Here is an 18,239-nt window from a genome sequence, read left to right as displayed (position 1 = left end):
TTGCGACGAAGGAGCAACCAAACCAGGAGCACGGCCTTTTTGGTTACTTTTTCGGCTGTTGGAAAAAGTGACCCGCCGTAAGGGCGGAACCATAATTCGTGCCGCTGGAGATAATGTATACACCCCCGATCGCACTACCGCCGCTCCGCCCCGAGAACAACAAAACACCCTTATTCCGACCATCCGCCTGTCGCCGCTGTCGTTCAGCACGCCCGACAGCTATAATCCGCCGCTTTCCCATTTGCCAAGACCCCCGAGACCATGACTGAGTCCGTTCTTGACTACATGACCCGCCTGGGTCGCGCCGCCCGCGAAGCCTCCCGCGTGATCGGCCGTGCCAGCACCGCACAGAAGAACCGCGCCCTCGCAGCCACCGCTGCCGCGCTGGACGCTTCCCGTGCCGAGCTGACCGCCGCCAACGAACAAGACCTCGCCGCTGGCCGCGCCAATGGACTCGAACCCGCTCTGCTCGAACGCCTCTCCCTGACCCCGGCCCGCATCGACAGCATGATCGCCGGCCTGCGCCAGGTCGCCAGCCTGCCAGACCCCATCGGCACCCTGCGCGACATGAACTTCCAGCCCTCCGGCATCCAGGTCGGCAAAATGCGCGTGCCACTGGGCGTCGTCGGCATCATCTATGAGTCGCGTCCCAACGTAACCATCGACGCCGCCAGCCTCTGCCTCAAATCCGGGAATGCCACCATCTTGCGTGGCGGCTCCGAAGCCATACATTCCAACCGCGCCATCGCCGCCTGCATCCAGCGCGGCCTTGATGACGCAGGTTTGCCGGCCGCCGTCGTACAAGTCGTCGAAACCACCGACCGTGCCGCCGTTGGCGCACTGATCACCATGCCGGAGTACGTGGACGTCATCGTGCCGCGTGGAGGCAAAGGCCTGATCGAACGCGTCAGCCGTGACGCCAAAGTCCCGGTCATCAAACACCTGGACGGCATCTGCCACGTCTACGTCAGTGCCCATGCCGACCTGGCCGCTGCCCAGCGCATCAGCTTCAACGCCAAGACCTACCGTTATGGCATCTGCGGCGCCATGGAAACCCTGCTGGTCGATCAAGCTATTGCCGCAGAGTTTCTGCCGCCCATGGCCGCCCAGTTTCGCGAGAAAGGCGTCGAACTGCGCGGCTGCGAGCGCACCCGCGACCTGATCGATGTCTTGGCGGCCACTGAAGACGACTGGCACACCGAGTACCTTGCGCCGATCCTGTCGATTCGCATCGTCACCGGCCTGGACCAGGCCATTGAACACATCAATCACTACGGCTCGCATCACAGCGACGCCATCATCTCCGACTCGCAAGCCCAGACTCGCCGCTTCATGGCTGAAGTCGACTCGAGCTCGGTGATGGTCAACGCGCCCACCAGCTTTGCCGACGGTTTCGAATACGGCCTGGGCGCGGAAATCGGCATTTCGACCGACAAGATTCACGCGCGCGGTCCCGTGGGGCTTGAAGGCCTGACCTGCGAGAAATACATCGTCGTCGGCGACGGCACGCAGTTGCGCGGGCAGGGGCCGGTCTGACTTGGCCCACGTCGGTCAGGCTTCAGGCAGCGGCGCGCAGGCAATGGCCGATCCGATTGCGGTTCCGCTGAACACGGCACGGGTGCCACAGCGCATCGGCATACTCGGCGGCACGTTCGACCCGGTGCACATTGGCCATTTGCGTGGCGCACTGGAAGTTGCCGAACTGCTGGAACTTGATGAGCTGCGTTTGACGCCCAGCGCCCGACCGCCTCATCGCGACACGCCAAGTGTCTCGGCGCAGGACCGTCTGGCGATGGTGCAGTGCGCGGTCGCCGGGGTGCCACCCTTGACGGTGGATGATCGCGAGCTGTTGCGCGACAAGCCGTCGTACACGATCGACACGCTGGAATCGATGCGCGCGGAACTCGCCGCCGATGACCAGCTATTTTTATTGCTGGGTTGGGACGCCTTTTGCGGGCTGCCTTCCTGGCATCGGTGGGAAGAGTTGCTGGAGCACTGCCATATCGTGGTGCTGCAACGCCCGGACGCCGACAGCGAGTCCCCGGATGCGATGCGAAATCTGCTCGCGGGACGTGCCGTCAGTGATCCAAAGGCCCTCAAGGGGCCCGGGGGAAAGATTACGTTCGTCTGGCAGACGCCGCTTTCGGTGTCTGCCACCCAGATCCGTCAACTGCTGGCCAGCGGTAAGTCGGTACGTTTTCTGGTGCCAGACGCGGTACTGGCCTATATCGATACGCACGGGCTGTACCGTGCGTCGAACTGAAGGTGTGTTGCTACGCAGCCAAGTGCGCGAAGAAACGCCCAAACATACGAGTTAAAAGAGTTTTTTATGACTGACAAACGCGCTGTAAACCCAATCATCGAAGTGATCAGGGCTGCCCTGGAAGACGTCAAGGCCCAGGATATCCAGGTGCTGGACGTTCGTGACAAACAAAGCATCACTGATTACATGGTCATCGCGACCGGTACTTCCAATCGCCAGATCAACGCGATGCTCGACAAGGTCCGCGAAGAAGTCAAAAAGCAGGGCCTCAAGCCGCTGGGCGAAGAAGGCAAGGGCGACAGCGACTGGGTGCTGCTCGACCTGGACATCGCCATTGTTCACATGATGACCGCCTCCGCTCGCCAGTTTTACGACCTCGAGCGTCTGTGGGCCGGTGCCGAGCAGAGCCGTTCGGCCAGCGCTGCACACCACAGCCCGGAAAACGCTCACGAGCATTTCGACAAGCTGAACAAAGACCAGGCCTAAGGCGTCGTTGTGCGTCTGCGTCTGATCGCTGTCGGTTCCCGCATGCCCAAGTGGGTGGAAGAAGGTTGGCATGAATATGCCAAGCGTCTGCCATCCGAACTGGCGCTGGACCTGGTGGAAATTCCGCTCAATACCCGTGGCAAGAACGCCGACGTGGCACGCCTCATCCGTCAGGAAGGCGAGGCCATGCTGGCGAAAGTGCAGCCGGGCGAGCGGATCGTCACGCTTGAAGTGCATGGCAAGCCTTGGAGCACCGAGCAACTGGCGGGCGAGCTCGATCGCTGGCGTCTGGATTCGCGCACGGTCAACCTGATGGTCGGCGGTCCGGAAGGGCTGGCGCCGGAAGTCTGTGCACGGGCCGAGCAGCGTTGGTCGTTGTCGCCACTGACGTTGCCGCACCCGCTGGTGCGCATCCTCATCGGCGAGCAGATTTATCGTGCCTGGACCGTGCTGTCCGGTCACCCTTATCACAAGTAGCGCCGCTGCCTTCACTGTGAACCTGCCCTAAATGTCTCAGCCGATCCGCCTGAAAGACCACGAAAAGGACGCACGCCTGGTGCGCAGCCGAGTCGTGGTCGGTGCAGTCGCGGTCGTCGTGCTGATCTGCGTGCTGATCGCGCGGCTGTATTTCCTGCAGGTCATCCAGTACGAGTACCACTCGACGCTGTCCGAGAACAATCGCGTTCACGTGCAGCCGATTCCGCCGAGTCGCGGGCTGATCTACGACCGCAACGGCGTGGTCATTGCCGACAACCGGCCGAGCTTCAGCCTGAGCATGACCCGCGAACGTTCCGGTGACTGGACCCAAGTGCTGGACACCATCGTTCAAGTGCTTGAGCTGACGCCGGATGATCGGATCATCTTCGAAAAACGCATGAAGCAGGGGCGACGGCCGTTCGAGCCGGTGCCCATTCTGTTCGAGCTGACCGAAGAGCAAATCGCCCGTATCGCCGTTAATCAGTTCCGGCTGCCGGGCGTTGAAGTGGTGGCGCAGTTGGTTCGTCACTATCCGCAGGGCGAGCACTTCGCCCACTCGGTGGGTTACATGGGGCGGATCAACGAGAAAGAGCTGAAAAGCCTCGATCCCGTGAATTACAGCGGCACTCACCACATGGGCAAAACCGGTATCGAGCGCTTTTACGAGCCCGAGCTGCACGGCCAGGTCGGTTACGAAGAAGTCGAAACCAACGCCCGCGGCCGCGTCTTGCGCGTGCTCAAACGGACCGATCCGGTGCCCGGCAAGGACATCGTCCTGAGCCTCGACATCCAGTTGCAGGAAGCCGCCGAAGCCGCGCTGGCCGGGCGTCGCGGCGCCGTGGTGGCGTTGGACCCAAGCACCGGCGAGGTGCTGGCGATGGTCAGCCAGCCGAGCTTCGACCCGAATCTGTTCGTCACCGGAATCAGCTTCAAGGCGTACTCCGAACTGCGAGATTCGGTCGACCGCCCGCTGTTCAACCGTATCTTGCGGGGCCTGTATCCACCGGGTTCGACGATCAAGCCGGCGGTGGCGATTGCCGGTCTCGATACTGGCGTTATCACGGCGAGCACGCGGGTGTTCGACCCCGGCTATTACATGCTGCCGAACTACGACCACAAATACCGCAACTGGAACCGCACCGGCGATGGCTGGGTGGATCTGGACACGGCGATCATGCGCTCCAACGACACCTACTTTTACGATCTGGCCCACAAGGTCGGGATCGATCGGCTGTCGGCCTACCTGAACAAGTTCGGCATCGGCCAGAAAGTCTCGCTGGACATGTTCGAAGAATCCCCCGGCCTGATGCCCTCCCGTGACTGGAAACGTGTCACCCGGCGGCAGGCGTGGTTCCCGGGTGAAACACTCATTCTGGGGATCGGCCAGGGCTACATGCAGGCCACCCCGCTGCAGTTGGCCCAGGCCACCGCGCTGGTGGCGAACAAAGGCAAATGGAACCGCCCGCACCTGGCCAGGACCGTCGAAGGGCAGAAGCCGGTGGACCACAACCCGATGCCTGACATCGTCCTGCGTGATCCGTCTGACTGGGCCAAGGTCAACCACGGCATGCAGCAAGTGATGCACGGCGCTCGCGGCACCGCGCGCAAGGCCGCGATCGGTGCCCAGTACCGCATCGCCGGCAAGAGCGGCACGGCCCAGGTCGTGGCCATTCGGCAGGGCGAGAAGTACGACCGCTCGAAAGTCCAGGAACGCCACCGCGACCACGCCTTGTTCGTCGGCTTTGCGCCGGCCGACAGCCCGAAGATCGTCGTTGCGGTGATGATCGAAAACGGCGAGTCGGGATCGGGCGTTGCCGCGCCGGTGGTGCGGCAGGTCATGGACGCCTGGCTGCTTGATCCTCAGGGCCATCTGAAACCCGAATACGCCAGCAATGCACAGCCTCCGGAGACCGCGGCCCGTGAAGAGTAATTTCGACCGCATCCTGTCCAGCGAAGATGTGATGCGCCGTCGCGCCACGTTTCTGCAGAAGATTCACGTCGATGGCCCGCTGCTGATCCTGCTGCTGACGTTGGCGGCGGGCAGTCTGTTCGTGCTGTATTCGGCCAGCGGCAAGAGTTGGGACCTGCTGATCAAGCAAGCGACCTCCTTCGGCATCGGCCTGGTGTCGATGTTCGTCATCGCGCAGCTTGAACCCCGATTCATGGCCCGCTGGGTGCCCGCCGCCTATGTGATCGGCGTTCTGCTGCTGGTGGCGGTGGACGTCATGGGCCACAACGCCATGGGCGCGACGCGCTGGATCAACATTCCCGGAGTCATCCGCTTTCAGCCCTCGGAATTCATGAAGATCATCATGCCGGCGACCATCGCCTGGTACCTGTCCAAGCGCACGCTGCCACCGCACCTCAAGCACGTGGCGGTGAGCCTCGGGTTGATCGGTCTGCCGTTCATTCTGATCGTGCGTCAGCCGGACCTCGGCACCTCGCTGCTGATTCTGGCCTCCGGCACCTTTGTGCTGTTCATGGCCGGCCTGCGCTGGCGCTGGATCATCAGCGTGGTGGCGGCAGCGGTCCCGGTCGCGGTGGGCATGTGGTTCTTCTTCATGCACGACTACCAGAAGCAGCGGATCCTGACCTTCCTCGACCCGGAGAGCGATCCGCTCGGCACCGGCTGGAACATCATTCAGTCCAAGGCGGCGATCGGTTCGGGCGGCGTATTCGGCAAAGGCTGGCTCATGGGGACGCAGTCGCACCTGGACTTCCTGCCTGAAAGTCACACCGACTTCATCATTGCGGTGCTCGGCGAGGAATTCGGGCTGGTGGGGATTTGCGCGCTGCTGCTGATCTATCTGTTGCTCATCGGCCGCGGGCTGGTGATCACCGCCCAGGCGCAGACGCTCTACGGCAAGCTGCTCGCGGGCAGCCTGACCATGACCTTTTTTGTTTACGTTTTCGTCAATATCGGTATGGTCAGCGGTCTGCTGCCGGTCGTAGGCGTGCCGTTGCCCTTCATTAGCTACGGCGGAACTTCGCTGGTGACGCTGCTGTCAGCGTTTGGTGTTTTGATGTCGGTCCATACGCATCGCAAATGGATCGCTCAGGTTTGATTAAGGTGAAGAACTCAATGCAAGTAGTGCGTGGCTGGGCTGCTCGATATGCGCCGCTGGTCGGTCTGATGGGCATCTTCGGCTCAGTGCAGGAATCACTTGCCGGTGACTATGACGGCTCTCCTCAAGTCGCCCAGTTCGTCAGCGAAATGACCCGCGATTATGGATTCGCGGGTGAACAACTGATCGATGTGTTCCGCGATGTGCAGCGCAAGCAGGCAATCCTCGATGCTATTTCCAGGCCTGCCGAACGCGTCAAGCCGTGGAAAGACTATCGCCCTATGTTCCTCACCGACGCCCGCGTTGCCCGGGGCGTCGACTTCTGGCGTCAGCACGAGGCCGCCCTGGCGCGCGCCGAGCACGAGTACGGCGTACCCGCTCAGGTGATCGTATCGATCATCGGCGTCGAGACGTTTTTCGGCCGCAATACCGGGAATTACCGGGTGATGGACGCATTGTCGACCCTGGCGTTCGACTATCCCCAGCGCGCCGACTTCTTCCGCAAGGAGCTGCGCGAGTTCCTGTTGCTGTCCCGCGAACAGCAGGTCGATCCGCTGACGCTCAAAGGCTCCTACGCCGGGGCGATGGGCTTGCCCCAGTTCATGCCGAGCAGTTTCCGCGCCTATGCAGTGGACTTCGACGGCGATGGCCACATCAACATCTGGAACGACCCGGACGATGCAATCGGCAGCGTGGCCAGCTACTTTCAGCGTCACGGCTGGGTGGCCGGCCAGCCGGTTGTCAGCCGCGCGGACGTGCGCGGTGACCGCGTCGATCAGGGCTTGAGCCCGGGCATCGATCCGGTGAAGACTGTTGGGGAGTTGCGAGCGTTGGGCTGGGCGAGTCATGATGCGCTGCGCGACGACATGCCGGTCACGGCATTTCGCCTCGATGGCGACAAAGGCCCTGAATACTGGATGGGCCTGAAGAATTTTTACGCAATCACGCGATACAACCGCAGCGTGATGTACGCCATGGCCGTGCATCAACTGTCTGAAATGCTTGTTCAAGCCCGGGACGTCAAGTAATGCGGCCACTGCCGATGCACCAACCATTGAAACTGATGGCCTTCACGGCACTGACGTTGCTGATCGTCAGCTGCTCGACCAGCCGCCCGACGACAACGACGCAGCGGCAGCAGGGCAACGTCATTCGCTCGCAGCCAGGGCTGGACATCAACAGGGCGCACAAAGACGGCGCGCCCTGGTGGGACGTTGATGTGTCGCGCATCCCCGATGCCATTCCGACCCTGCACACCGGCCCGTACAAGGCCAACCCGTATACGGTGCTGGGCAAGACCTATTTCCCCCTCAGCGATTCCAGGACCTATTCCCAGACGGGAACGGCGTCGTGGTACGGCACCAAGTTCCACGGGCAAAATACGGCCAACGGCGAAGTCTATGACCTGTATGGCATGAGCGCGGCGCACAAGACGCTGCCACTGCCCAGCTATGTTCGCGTGACCAACCTGGACAACAACCGCACCGTGATCCTACGGGTCAACGATCGCGGCCCGTTCTATTCGGACCGCATCATCGACCTGTCCTATGCAGCGGCGAAGAAGCTCGGTTATGCCGAAAACGGCACCGCACGGGTGAAAGTTGAAGGCATCGACCCTTCTCAGTATTGGGCGCAGCGCGGCAAACCGGCGCCGCTGATGCTGGATCAGCCGCAAGTGGCAAGCAGCAATCCGCCGCCTCGGCAGGCAGCGGCGCCGGTGATTACCGCATCGGCCGGTACGATCGAGCAATGGACGCCACCGCCGCAGCAACACGCCGCTCCGGTCACGCCCGTGCCGATCGACGCAAAAAAAAACGCTTCCGGACAAGCGTCTGGGCTGTTTCTCCAAGTGGGAGCGTTCGCCAACCCGGACGCTGCGGAACTCCTGAGGTCGAAATTGAGCGGGATGGTCCGCGCGCCGGTGTTCGTGAGTTCGATCGCGCGCAACCAACAGACGCTCTATCGCGTGCGGATGGGACCGGTCGACACGCCGGGTGAAGCCCAGCAGCTGCAAAACAGCGTAAGGTCGGCCAATCTCGGCTCGCCAAGCGTCGTCACGTCGGACCAGTAACGCTTTCATCAGCGATTAACGCCCCGGCAACGGAGGCGCGTTTCGCTGCCTGACCGACGACGTGCCGACCGGGTTTGTCGTTGTCAGCAGCTTTTCACGGCACGTTCTGTAGAATGTGAGCCCGTTTGCCGGGGTAGCCCGGCACCCGCTTTGCCCGCAAGGGCATGTTTGCCCATTAGCATTTTCGAGAGACGGATGAACATCACCAGCTTTGCAAAACGCCTTTGCCTGCTTATCCCGCTATTCACCACGCCTGCCGTGTTTGCGGTCGAACAGATGACGCCATCGCCACCGCAACTGGCTGCCAAGGCTTATGTGCTGATGGACGCCAACAGTGGCAACGTTCTGGTCGAAAACAATGGCGACCAGCGCCTGCCACCGGCCAGTCTGACCAAGCTGATGACCGCCTACATCGCCACGCTGGAAATCCGTCGTGGCCAGATCGGCGAAAACGACCCGGTGACCGTCAGCGAAAACGCCTGGCGCACCGGCGGTTCGCGGATGTTCATCAAAGTGGGCAGCCAGGTCACCGTCAGTGACCTGCTGCACGGCATCATCATTCAGTCGGGTAACGACGCCAGCGTTGCGCTTTCCGAGCACATCGCCGGCAGCGAAGACGCCTTCGCCGACCTGATGAACAAGACCGCTGCCGACCTGGGTATGGTCAACAGCCACTTCATGAACCCGACCGGCCTGCCGAACCCTGATCACTACGCCACCGCCCATGACATGGCCCTGCTGGCGCGCGCGATCATCCACGAAGACCCGGCGCACTACGCGATCTACTCGCAGAAAGAGTTCTTCTGGAACGGCATCAAGCAGCCAAACCGCAACCTGCTGCTGTGGCGTGACAAGACCGTCGACGGTCTGAAAACCGGTCACACCGAAGAAGCCGGCTACTGCATGGTGTCCTCGGCCGTGCGTGATGGCATGCGTCTGATTGCTGTCGTGTTCGGCACCAACAGCGAGCAAGCTCGTGCTGCCGAAACCCAGAAGCTGCTGACCTACGGTTTCCGTTTCTTCGAAACCCAGACCTTCTATCAGAAGGGCACCGAACTGGCTCAGGCGCCGGTCTGGAAAGGCACAGAGCGTCAAGTCAAAGCCGGTCTGGCTGAAGACCTGACCATGACCATGCCAAAAGGCGAGCTGAAGAAGCTGGCCGCGAGCATGACCATGAATCAACAGCTGGTTGCGCCGATCGCCAAAGGCGACGTCATCGGCAAGGTTGAGGTCAAGCTGGACGACAAGGTCGTGCACAGTGCCAACCTGATCGCTCTGGACGCCGTCGAGGAGGGTGGTATCTTCCGCCGCCTGTGGGATAGCATCCGCTTGTTCTTCTACGGTCTGTTCAACTGATCAACGATTGATCAAACGCTGACCGTTGCTCCGTACGCCCCCGTCGCCGATCGCGCCGGGGGCCTGTCCGTTTTCCGGCTTACGAGGCCGTTACTGCCATGACAGATACCGAAGTAAAAGCGCCAAAAATCGAATTTCCCTGCGCCGACTATCCCATCAAGATCATCGGCGACACGGGCGTGGGCTTCAAAGACAAGGTCATCGAGATTCTTGAGAAGCACGCCACCGTCGACATGAAAACCCTGGCCGAGCGCCAGAGCAGCAACGGCAAGTACACCACCGTTCAGCTGCACATCATTGCCACCGGGCAAGACCAGCTTTACGACATCAACAGCGAATTGCGGGCCACCGGCTTCGTGCACATGGTGCTGTGATGGGCGCGGCTCTGGGCTTTCGTGAACTCGGTCTGACCGACTACGAGCCCACCTGGCAGGCGATGAAACGCTTCACCGACGGCCGCGACCGCGAAACCGCCGATGAGGTCTGGCTTGTGCAGCATCCGCCTGTCTTCACCCAGGGCCAGTCCGGCAAGCCCGAGCATTTATTGCTTCCGGGGGATATCCCGGTGGTGCAGGTCGATCGCGGCGGCCAAGTGACTTATCATGGCCCCGGCCAACTGGTGGCGTATCTGCTGCTGGACGTGCGCCGTCTGGGCTTTGGCGTTCGCGACCTGGTCACCCGGATCGAACACAGCCTGATCGACCTGCTGGCCGGTTATGGTGTCACCGCCACAGCCAAGGCTGATGCGCCAGGGGTCTACGTCGACGGCGCCAAGATTGCCTCACTGGGGCTGCGCATCCGTAACGGCTGTTCGTTTCATGGCCTTGCGCTGAACGTCGATATGGATCTGGACCCTTTTAAACGGATAAATCCCTGCGGGTATGCGGGGCTGGCAATGACCCAGCTGCGCGAACAGGCAGGTCCGATTGAATTTGCCGAGGTTAGTGCCCGGCTGCGTGCGCAGCTCGTCAACCACCTCGACTACGCTGAGCAGACGACCCTAACGGGCGGAATCGATTGATATGACTACTGCGTATGAGGCAGCTGACACTGTCGTGAATACAGAGAATGCCGTACAAACCCTGATCCCGACGGTAAACGTGGCCACGCCTGAGCGTGTGGCGCGTCCTAAAGTGGAAGCCGGCGTGAAGCTGCGCGGTGCGGAAAAAGTGGCGCGCATCCCGGTGAAGATCATTCCGACGGTCGATCTGCCGAAGAAGCCGGACTGGATTCGTGTGCGTATCCCGGTCTCGCCGGAAGTCGACCGCATCAAAGCGCTGCTGCGCAAGCACAAGCTGCACAGCGTGTGCGAAGAGGCGTCCTGCCCGAACCTGGGCGAGTGCTTCTCTGGCGGCACCGCGACCTTCATGATCATGGGGGACATCTGCACCCGTCGCTGCCCGTTCTGCGACGTCGGCCATGGCCGTCCGAAGGCGCTGGACACCGATGAGCCGAAGAACCTCGCCGTCGCCATCGCTGACCTCAAACTCAAGTACGTCGTGATCACTTCCGTGGACCGTGACGACCTGCGCGATGGCGGCGCTCAGCACTTCGCCGACTGCATCCGCGAAATCCGCCTGCTGTCGCCGAACGTGCAGTTGGAGACCCTGGTCCCGGATTACCGTGGCCGTATGGACATCGCGCTGGAAATCACCGCCGCGACGCCGCCAGACGTCTTCAACCACAACCTGGAAACCGTACCGCGCCTGTACAAGGCCGCGCGTCCGGGTTCGGATTACCAGTGGTCGCTGACCTTGCTCAAGCGTTTCAAGGAAATGGTCCCCCACGTGCCGACCAAATCCGGGCTGATGCTGGGCCTGGGCGAGACGGATGAAGAAGTCATCGAAGTCATGCAGCGCATGCGCGAGCACAACATCGACATGCTGACCCTGGGTCAGTACCTGCAACCGTCGCGCAACCACCTGCCGGTGCAGCGCTTCGTGCACCCTGACGTATTCGACTGGTTCGCCGAAGAAGGCTACAAAATGGGCTTCAAGAACGTCGCCTCCGGCCCGTTGGTCCGCTCCTCGTACCATGCGGACGAGCAAGCCAAGCTGGTCAAGTCGCTGCTCACGGCGGGTTGATCACGGCGTCGCTGACGCAGAAAGCAAAACGGGCCGGATAGAAATATCCGGCCCGTTTTTTTGTGTTGCGTTTCATTCTGCGCAGTTACGGCTGGCGTAACTGCTGCAGCAATTCCTGGGTCGGGTACCCGTCCGCCGGCCAGCCAAAGGATTGCTGCGCGCTGCGAATCGCCTTGCGCGTGTTGGCGCCGATGATCCCGTCCGGCGCGCCTGCGTCGTACTGTCGGGCCGAGAGCAGCGTCTGCAGCTCGATACGCTCGGTGCGGCTCAGCGGACGATCACCGCGCGGCCAGCTTCCCTGCACATAACCGCCGCCGCTGAATCGTTCGGACAGCAAGCCGATCGCCATCGCATAGGACGACGAGTTGTTGTACTTCAGGATGGCGCGGAAGTTATCCATCACCAGAAAGGCCGGGCCTTTATAGCCCGCAGGCAGCAGCAAGGCGGCTTGCTGTTGCAGCAGATTGGCCGGCAGCGCAGAGCCGCTCGGCAGCTTCAGGCCCAGCTGCTGCCATTCGCCGATGGATTTGCGCGTTGAGGCGTCCGCCAGGGCGTAGTCAAACCCCTGAGCCAGCTGCACTTCGAATCCCCAGGGCTGGCCTTTCTGCCAGCCCGAGCTTTGCAGGTAATGTGCAGTGGAGGCCAGTGCGTCGGTGGGGGAGTTCCAGATATCACGGCGACCGTCGCCGTCGAAATCCACCGCGTGGGTGTTGTAGGTCGTCGGTATGAACTGCGTCTGGCCCATGGCGCCAGCCCAGGAGCCCAGCATGCTCGGCGCATCGATGTCGCCGTGCTGAATGATCTGCAGCGCGGCGATCAGTTGATCCTGGGCGAACTGTGGTCGGCGTCCCTCATAGGCCAGCGTCGCCAGCGAGCGAATCACCGACTGCGTGCCCTGGAACTGACCGAAGCTGCTCTCCATCCCCCACACGGCGACCAGTGCCTGGCGATCGACGCCATAACGCTGCTCGATGGCGCTCAGCGCGTCGGCATATTGATTCAGCAGGGCCTGACCCTTGCGTACACGCACGGCGGACATGGCGCCATCGAGGTATTCCCACACCGGACGACTGAACTCCGGCTGGCTGCGATCGGCCTTGACCACGCTCATGTCCGGCGTGACGCCGGCAAATGCGTTATCAAACACCTCCGGACGCACACCCGCGTTCAGCGCCAGAGCACGAAACTGGCTCTGCCACTCGCTGAAGGTCATTGCGGGCTGGATTTCAAAGTTGCCGTCGTCAGGTTGCGCAACAGCGCCGGAGGGCACGGGCAGACTTTTGACGACTTGCGCCGCGGGTGCGGCCTGGAGCGGGGTGGCAACGGCAGCGGTAGGCTGCTCGGCACAGGCAACCAGCGCGAAGAGGCTGGAAGCGGCGATCAACTGGCGAAGGTGCCAGCGACGGGGAAAGCTTGGGGGCATTCTGGGGTCCACAGGGCTAAACCGGAAGGTGCAGACCTTAACATGCCGGCCCTGTCGGTGGGGCGTCAGTCAGTAACCTGAAGTTTTCAAGCCGCCATAACGGAAGAAGCCTCCCAGCTTTTAGACTGGAAGGCTTCGCGGCGGTAGCTGCCTTTGCCCTTGCCGGGTTGTTCCTGACGGCTGCGGAACAGTGGCTGGGCGATGATGGATTTGGCCTTGTTCGGCCGCTTTTTGGCTTTGCTCATGGCGTTTTCGCTCAAGTGGTGGGGTGGAGGAGGGGGATATTCTGCCAGTTAGGCGCCGCTGTCCAATTAACCTGAGCTATCGAAACGTTACAGATTATTCCGCCGGCAATGCCAGCCGTTGCCCCGCCATCAGCAGTGTCAGACGACTGAGGCTGCTCCAGACCGATCCCTGGGCCTGGCCTTTGATCTGCGCGTCGATGTGTTGGGCGTCCATCAACAACTGGCCCCAGCGTCGCGCCGAGTGGCGTTGCAGGGCTTTGCTCATCAACGGCTTGCGCTTGTCCCAGATGGGCGGACGCGCCTGGCTGAAGGCTTTGTCCAGCGGGATGCCCTGACTGAACTGCAACGCCAGATTGGCCAGCACGCGAAGCTCGCGGGACAGCGCCCAGAGAATGACCGGAGGCTCGACGCCTTCGCCGCGCAGGCCTTCGAGCATCCGCAGCGCGTGGGCCGCTTCGCCGTTGAGGATGGCGTCAGTCAGACCGAAAACATCGAAGCGTGCGCTGTCGGCCACCGCCGCCTGCACGGTCTCGACCGTGATCTGGCCTTCTTCGGCCATCAGCTTGAGCTTTTCGATTTCCTGCGCAGCGGCGAGCAAGTTGCCTTCAACCCGCGCCGCGATCAGTTCGATGGCGTCCGGGGTCGCTGCGAGGCCGGCCTGTGACAGGCGCTGACGAATCCATTGCGGCAACTGGCTGGCGTCCACCGGCCAGATCTGCACGAACTGTGTCTGCGGCCCTTCGACCAGCGCTTTGCCCCATTTGGTTTTCTGCGCCGAGCCGTCGAGCTTGGGTAGGCTGATCAACAGCAGCGTGTCTTCGGCAGGGCGGCCGCAGTATTCCAGCAGTGCGGCGGCGCCTTTGTCGCCGGGTTTGCCGGACGGCAGGCGCAACTCCAGCAGCCTGCGCTCGGCGAACAGCGACATGCTCGCGCCCGCCTGAAGCAGGGTGCCCCAGTCGAAGCTCGAGTCGGCGCTGAACACCTGACGTTCGTCATAGCCTTGCTGGCGCGCAGCCGCACGGATGGCGTCGCACGCCTCCTGACATTGCAGCGGGTCATCGCCGCTGACGATGTAGACAGGCGCAAGCGCACCTTGAAGGTGTTTGGAAAGCTGGGCGGGGGCGAGTTTCATGGGTCAGAAAAGATCAGGGCCGGCGAACCGGCCCCGACGCCGTCACTTGGACGGGATTTCGATAGGCGACTGCTGTGGCGTCTCGTCGCGAATGCGCTGAGCAGCGGCTTCGGCATCCGCCTGGGCGCGGGCAGCGGCGTCGGCTTTGGCTTGCAGCTCGTCAAGGCGCTGAGGTGTCAGCTGCTGCAGACGGGCCAGCACTTTCTGCACGAGGTCAGTGCGCATTTCCTTACGGATCTGATCGGCTTCCTGGTCAGAGCCGATCAGGTTGTTGCCGTCATGGACAAAGACTTTCTGCGACTGCACGGAGTCATCAAGCAGCAGAACATCTTTGCTGCCGTGAATTTCGTACTTGAGCACGGTGGTCAGCTCGTATTCGGCGGAGCGACCGGAGCCGGCGTAGCTCGCCGTGCGCTGGGCTTCGTCTTCACGGGCGATGAACAGCTTGTACTGGGCGCCGGTGTAGACGTGCACGCCGCTGTTGGTCAGGGTCTGACGCAGCTGGGTGACGACGTCGCCGTAAGCGTCGCGCGCGCTCACGTCCAGTTCCTTGATCGACAGGGCGTTGGTGCCGGTGCCGCGCAGCTGGAAACCGCAGGCGCTCAGCAGAACCGCGAGTCCCATTACCAGCAGATTGCGTTTGATCATCTTGTTGCTCCCTTGAATCCGTTAGAACCCGGCATCCCGGGTTCTTGAAATTTATGCGGGGCCTGCAGACAGGCGCCCGATGATTGCGTCAGCTGGCGACGATATTAACCAGTTTGCCCGGCACCACGATGACCTTGCGGATCGTCAGGCCGTCGATGAAGCGCAGCACGTTTTCGTTGATCCGTGCGGCAGCCTCGACTTCCTCGCGGGTGGCGCTGGCGGGCATCTCGATATGGCCACGCAGTTTGCCGTTGACCTGAATCACCAGCTGCAACGTGTCCTGCACCAGTGCCGAGTCATCCACCACAGGCCAACCGGCGTCGATGATTGGACCTGAGTGGCCCAGCGCCGCCCACAATTGGTGGCTGATGTGCGGGGTGATCGGCGCCAGCAGCAGGGCGACCGTCTCCAGACCTTCCTGCAACAGCGCGCGGTCCTGAGCCGACACCTGCGGCGCTTTTTCCAGCACGTTCATCAGCGTCATCACCTGAGCGATAGCGGTGTTGAATTTGTGGTGCTGGCCCACGTCCTGACCTGCCTGTTTGATGGCCAGGTGGATCGAGCGGCGAATGGCCTTCTGGTCGTCGTTCAGCGCGGTTTTGTCGAGTGCGCCTGCAGCGCCCGCCGTCACGTGAGCCTGCGCCAGACGCCAGACACGCTTGAGGAAGCGATGGGAGCCTTCAACGCCTGAGTCAGACCACTCCAGGCTCATGTCAGGCGGCGAGGCAAACATCATGAACAGGCGGCAGGTGTCGGCGCCGTACTGGTCGATCATCGACTGAGGGTCGACGCCGTTGTTCTTAGATTTCGCCATCTTTTCGATGCCGCCGATTTCAACCGGCTGGCCATCGGCAATCAGCTTGGCGCCGATAATCTTGGCCTTGCTGTCGCGTTCGAACTCGACATCCGCCGGGTTGAACCAGGTTTTGCTGCCGTTGGCTTCCAGACGATAAAACGTCTCGGCCACGACCATGCCCTGGGTCAACAGGTTCTTGAACGGCTCGTTGGAGCTGACCAGGCCTTCGTCGCGCATCAGCTTGTGGAAGAAGCGCGCGTACAGCAGGTGCAGGATCGCGTGTTCGATACCGCCGATGTACTGATCAACCGGCAGCCAGTGATTCGCGGCCTTAGGGTCAACCATGCCGCCCTCGTAGTGAGGCGAGGCATAGCGGGCGAAATACCACGAGGACTCGACGAAGGTGTCCATGGTGTCGGTTTCGCGCTTGGCCGGCGCACCGCAGGTCGGGCAGCTGCACTCGTAGAACTCGGGCATGCGCGCCAGCGGTGAGCCCGCGCCGTCCGGTACCACGTCTTCAGGCAGCTTGACCGGGAGTTGATCTTCCGGGACAGGCACGTCGCCGCACGTGTCGCAGTGGATGATCGGGATCGGGCAGCCCCAGTAGCGCTGGCGGCTGATGCCCCAGTCGCGCAGGCGGAACTGGGTGCGTGAGTTGCCCAGTTCTTTCTTGAGCAGCGCGGCTTCCATGGCGTCGAACGCGCCGGTGAAGTCCAGGCCGTCGAACTCACCGGAATTGATGAGCTGGCCGTGCTCGCCGTACGCGTCCTGCCAAGGCGCAGGGGTTTCATCGCCCGCGCTGGTGCGCACAACGGCTTTGATCGGCAGGCTGTACTTGGTGGCGAACTCGAAATCGCGTTCGTCGTGTGCAGGCACGGCCATGACCGCACCGTCGCCGTAATGCATCAGCACGTAGTTGGCGACCCACACCGGGAGCTTCTCGCCGGTCAGCGGGTGTTCGACGAACAGCGAGGTCGGCAGGCCTTTCTTTTCCTGGGTAGCGACGTCGGCTTCGGCGACGCTGCCGCTTTTGCATTCGTTGATGAACGCTTGCAGCTCGGGATTATTCTGCGCCGCGAGGGTCGCCAGCGGGTGCTCGGCGGCAACGGCGACGTAGGTCGCGCCCATCAGGGTGTCGGGGCGGGTGGTGAAGACTTTCAGGGTGCCGGCTTCGCCGATGGACGCCTGGTCGTACGGGAACTGCACTTCCATGCCACGGGATTTGCCGATCCAGTTGCGCTGCATGGTCTTGACCTGTTCAGGCCAGCCCGGCAACTCGTCGAGGCTCTCCAGCAGCTCATCCGCGTAGGCGGTGATCTTGAAGTAGTACATCGGGATTTCGCGTTTTTCGATCACCGCGCCCGACCGCCAGCCGCGCCCGTCGATGACTTGCTCGTTGGCCAGGACGGTCTGGTCGACCGGGTCCCAGTTCACGGTGCCGTTCTTGCGGTAGATCACGCCTTTTTGGAACAGGCGAGTGAACAGCCATTGTTCCCAGCGGTAGTAATCGGGTTTGCAGGTGGTGATTTCGCGGGACCAGTCGATCGCCAGACCCAGGCTCTTGAGCTGGTTCTTCATGTAGGCGATGTTTTCGTAGGTCCACTTGGCGGGGGCGACGTTGTTCTTCATCGCGGCGTTTTCCGCCGGCATGCCGAACGCGTCCCAGCCCATCGGCTGCAGCACGTTTTTGCCTTGCATGCGCTGATAGCGGGCGATCACGTCGCCGATGGTGTAGTTGCGCACGTGACCCATGTGTAGCTTGCCGCTGGGGTAAGGGAACATCGACAGGCAGTAGAAGGTGTCCTTGCCTGGCTGTTCACTGACTTCAAAAGACTTTTGCTCGTCCCAGAAGGTCTGGGCGGCGGCTTCGATTTCGCGGGGCTGGTAGAGTTCGTGCATGGCTACTTTTGGCTGAAATGAGTGACCCTTGACCGCTTCTCGGCGTGACCGGATCAGGAAGCCTTCGCATGCCAGACGGGGCCGTCCGCATTGCGATGTATCCATGCCCGGTTGGGCGGAAGTGGATTTACAGGAAGCGCCGTAGCATACATGAGGCTACCAAGCCGAGGGAAACCCTGATTGCGTGCTCAAGACTCGGCATCTGCGGCATCCGCCGTTGGTCGCGGCATCGCGCCGGTTTTTGCAGCGGCGCTAAGCTCACTGACGGGGGTAAGTGTTTATCTTCAGTGAGGT

17 protein-coding genes are annotated in these 18,239 nt (G+C 61.9%); 12 read left to right on the top strand and 5 right to left on the bottom strand.

Going from position 1 to position 18,239, the window contains the following annotated elements; genetic code table 11:
• Nucleotides 1-261 precede the first annotated feature (261 nt).
• The 12 genes from BBI10_RS10065 to lipA all read left to right on the top strand — a co-directional run bounded on the left by BBI10_RS10065 (nt 262) and on the right by lipA (nt 11,802).
• Nucleotides 262-1,536, top strand: a complete 1,275-nt coding sequence (locus BBI10_RS10065; RefSeq protein WP_065988379.1) for a glutamate-5-semialdehyde dehydrogenase — start codon at nt 262-264, stop codon at nt 1,534-1,536.
• Nucleotides 1,537-1,618: 82 nt separating this feature from the next.
• Nucleotides 1,619-2,263, top strand: a complete 645-nt coding sequence (gene nadD, locus BBI10_RS10060; RefSeq protein WP_167355788.1) for a nicotinate-nucleotide adenylyltransferase — start codon at nt 1,619-1,621, stop codon at nt 2,261-2,263.
• A 66-nt stretch (nt 2,264-2,329) separates the two neighbouring features.
• On the top strand, nt 2,330-2,749 hold the full coding sequence (gene rsfS / locus BBI10_RS10055; protein WP_065988378.1) for a ribosome silencing factor: 420 nt from the start codon (nt 2,330-2,332) through the stop codon (nt 2,747-2,749).
• Between the two features lie 9 nt (nt 2,750-2,758).
• Entirely contained in the window at nt 2,759-3,226 is a 468-nt protein-coding gene (gene rlmH, locus BBI10_RS10050) for a 23S rRNA (pseudouridine(1915)-N(3))-methyltransferase RlmH (protein WP_065988377.1), read from the top strand.
• A gap of 31 nt (nt 3,227-3,257) precedes the next feature.
• Entirely contained in the window at nt 3,258-5,156 is a 1,899-nt protein-coding gene (mrdA, locus tag BBI10_RS10045) for a penicillin-binding protein 2 (RefSeq protein WP_065988376.1), read from the top strand.
• A gap of 31 nt (nt 5,157-5,187) precedes the next feature.
• Nucleotides 5,188-6,291 carry a rod shape-determining protein RodA gene (gene rodA, locus BBI10_RS10040; RefSeq protein WP_065988478.1) on the top strand — a complete coding sequence of 368 codons (1,104 nt, stop codon included), beginning with the start codon at nt 5,188-5,190 and terminating at the stop codon, nt 6,289-6,291.
• Between the two features lie 17 nt (nt 6,292-6,308).
• Nucleotides 6,309-7,319, top strand: coding sequence for a lytic murein transglycosylase B (gene mltB, locus BBI10_RS10035; protein ID WP_065988375.1), 1,011 nt, complete (start codon nt 6,309-6,311; stop codon nt 7,317-7,319).
• Nucleotides 7,319-8,362, top strand: a complete 1,044-nt coding sequence (locus BBI10_RS10030; protein ID WP_065988374.1) for a septal ring lytic transglycosylase RlpA family protein — start codon at nt 7,319-7,321, stop codon at nt 8,360-8,362. The genes mltB and BBI10_RS10030 overlap by 1 nt, the downstream gene beginning before the upstream one ends.
• A 195-nt stretch (nt 8,363-8,557) precedes the next feature.
• Nucleotides 8,558-9,718, top strand: a complete 1,161-nt coding sequence (locus tag BBI10_RS10025; RefSeq protein WP_065988373.1) for a D-alanyl-D-alanine carboxypeptidase family protein — start codon at nt 8,558-8,560, stop codon at nt 9,716-9,718.
• Nucleotides 9,719-9,816: 98 nt separating this feature from the next.
• Entirely contained in the window at nt 9,817-10,092 is a 276-nt protein-coding gene (locus BBI10_RS10020; RefSeq protein ID WP_065988372.1) for a DUF493 domain-containing protein, read from the top strand.
• Nucleotides 10,092-10,739: a lipoyl(octanoyl) transferase LipB gene (gene lipB / locus BBI10_RS10015; protein ID WP_065988371.1), complete on the top strand. Its 648-nt coding sequence runs from the start codon at nt 10,092-10,094 to the stop codon at nt 10,737-10,739. Before BBI10_RS10020 ends, lipB begins: the two co-directional genes overlap by 1 nt.
• A 79-nt stretch (nt 10,740-10,818) precedes the next feature.
• Nucleotides 10,819-11,802 (top strand): lipoyl synthase, encoded by a 984-nt coding sequence (lipA, locus tag BBI10_RS10010; RefSeq protein WP_167355787.1) that lies wholly within the window; start codon nt 10,819-10,821, stop codon nt 11,800-11,802.
• Nucleotides 11,803-11,887: 85 nt separating this feature from the next.
• Here lipA and BBI10_RS10005 read toward each other — a convergent pair whose 3' ends face one another.
• The 5 genes from BBI10_RS10005 to leuS all read right to left on the bottom strand — a co-directional run bounded on the left by BBI10_RS10005 (nt 11,888) and on the right by leuS (nt 17,945).
• A complete protein-coding gene (locus BBI10_RS10005; protein ID WP_065988369.1) occupies nt 11,888-13,225 on the bottom strand; it encodes a lytic murein transglycosylase in 1,338 nt (445 codons plus the stop codon).
• A gap of 86 nt (nt 13,226-13,311) precedes the next feature.
• Nucleotides 13,312-13,470, bottom strand: coding sequence for an alternative ribosome rescue factor ArfA (gene arfA / locus BBI10_RS10000; RefSeq protein ID WP_037017982.1), 159 nt, complete (start codon nt 13,468-13,470; stop codon nt 13,312-13,314).
• 94 nt (nt 13,471-13,564) lie between these two features.
• Entirely contained in the window at nt 13,565-14,602 is a 1,038-nt protein-coding gene (gene holA / locus BBI10_RS09995; protein ID WP_065988368.1) for a DNA polymerase III subunit delta, read from the bottom strand.
• Nucleotides 14,603-14,644: 42 nt separating this feature from the next.
• Nucleotides 14,645-15,250 carry an LPS assembly lipoprotein LptE gene (lptE, locus tag BBI10_RS09990; protein ID WP_065988367.1) on the bottom strand — a complete coding sequence of 202 codons (606 nt, stop codon included), beginning with the start codon at nt 15,248-15,250 and terminating at the stop codon, nt 14,645-14,647.
• An 88-nt stretch (nt 15,251-15,338) separates the two neighbouring features.
• Complete coding sequence (gene leuS / locus BBI10_RS09985; protein WP_065988366.1) at nt 15,339-17,945, bottom strand: leucine--tRNA ligase; 2,607 nt, start codon at nt 17,943-17,945, stop codon at nt 15,339-15,341.
• Nucleotides 17,946-18,239 lie beyond the last annotated feature (294 nt).

Origin of the sequence: Pseudomonas graminis (genome assembly GCF_001705435.1) — a bacterium.
In the GTDB taxonomy this organism is placed as follows: Bacteria; Pseudomonadota; Gammaproteobacteria; order Pseudomonadales; family Pseudomonadaceae; genus Aquipseudomonas; species Aquipseudomonas graminis_B.
This window is presented reverse-complemented; position numbering and strand designations above follow the sequence as displayed.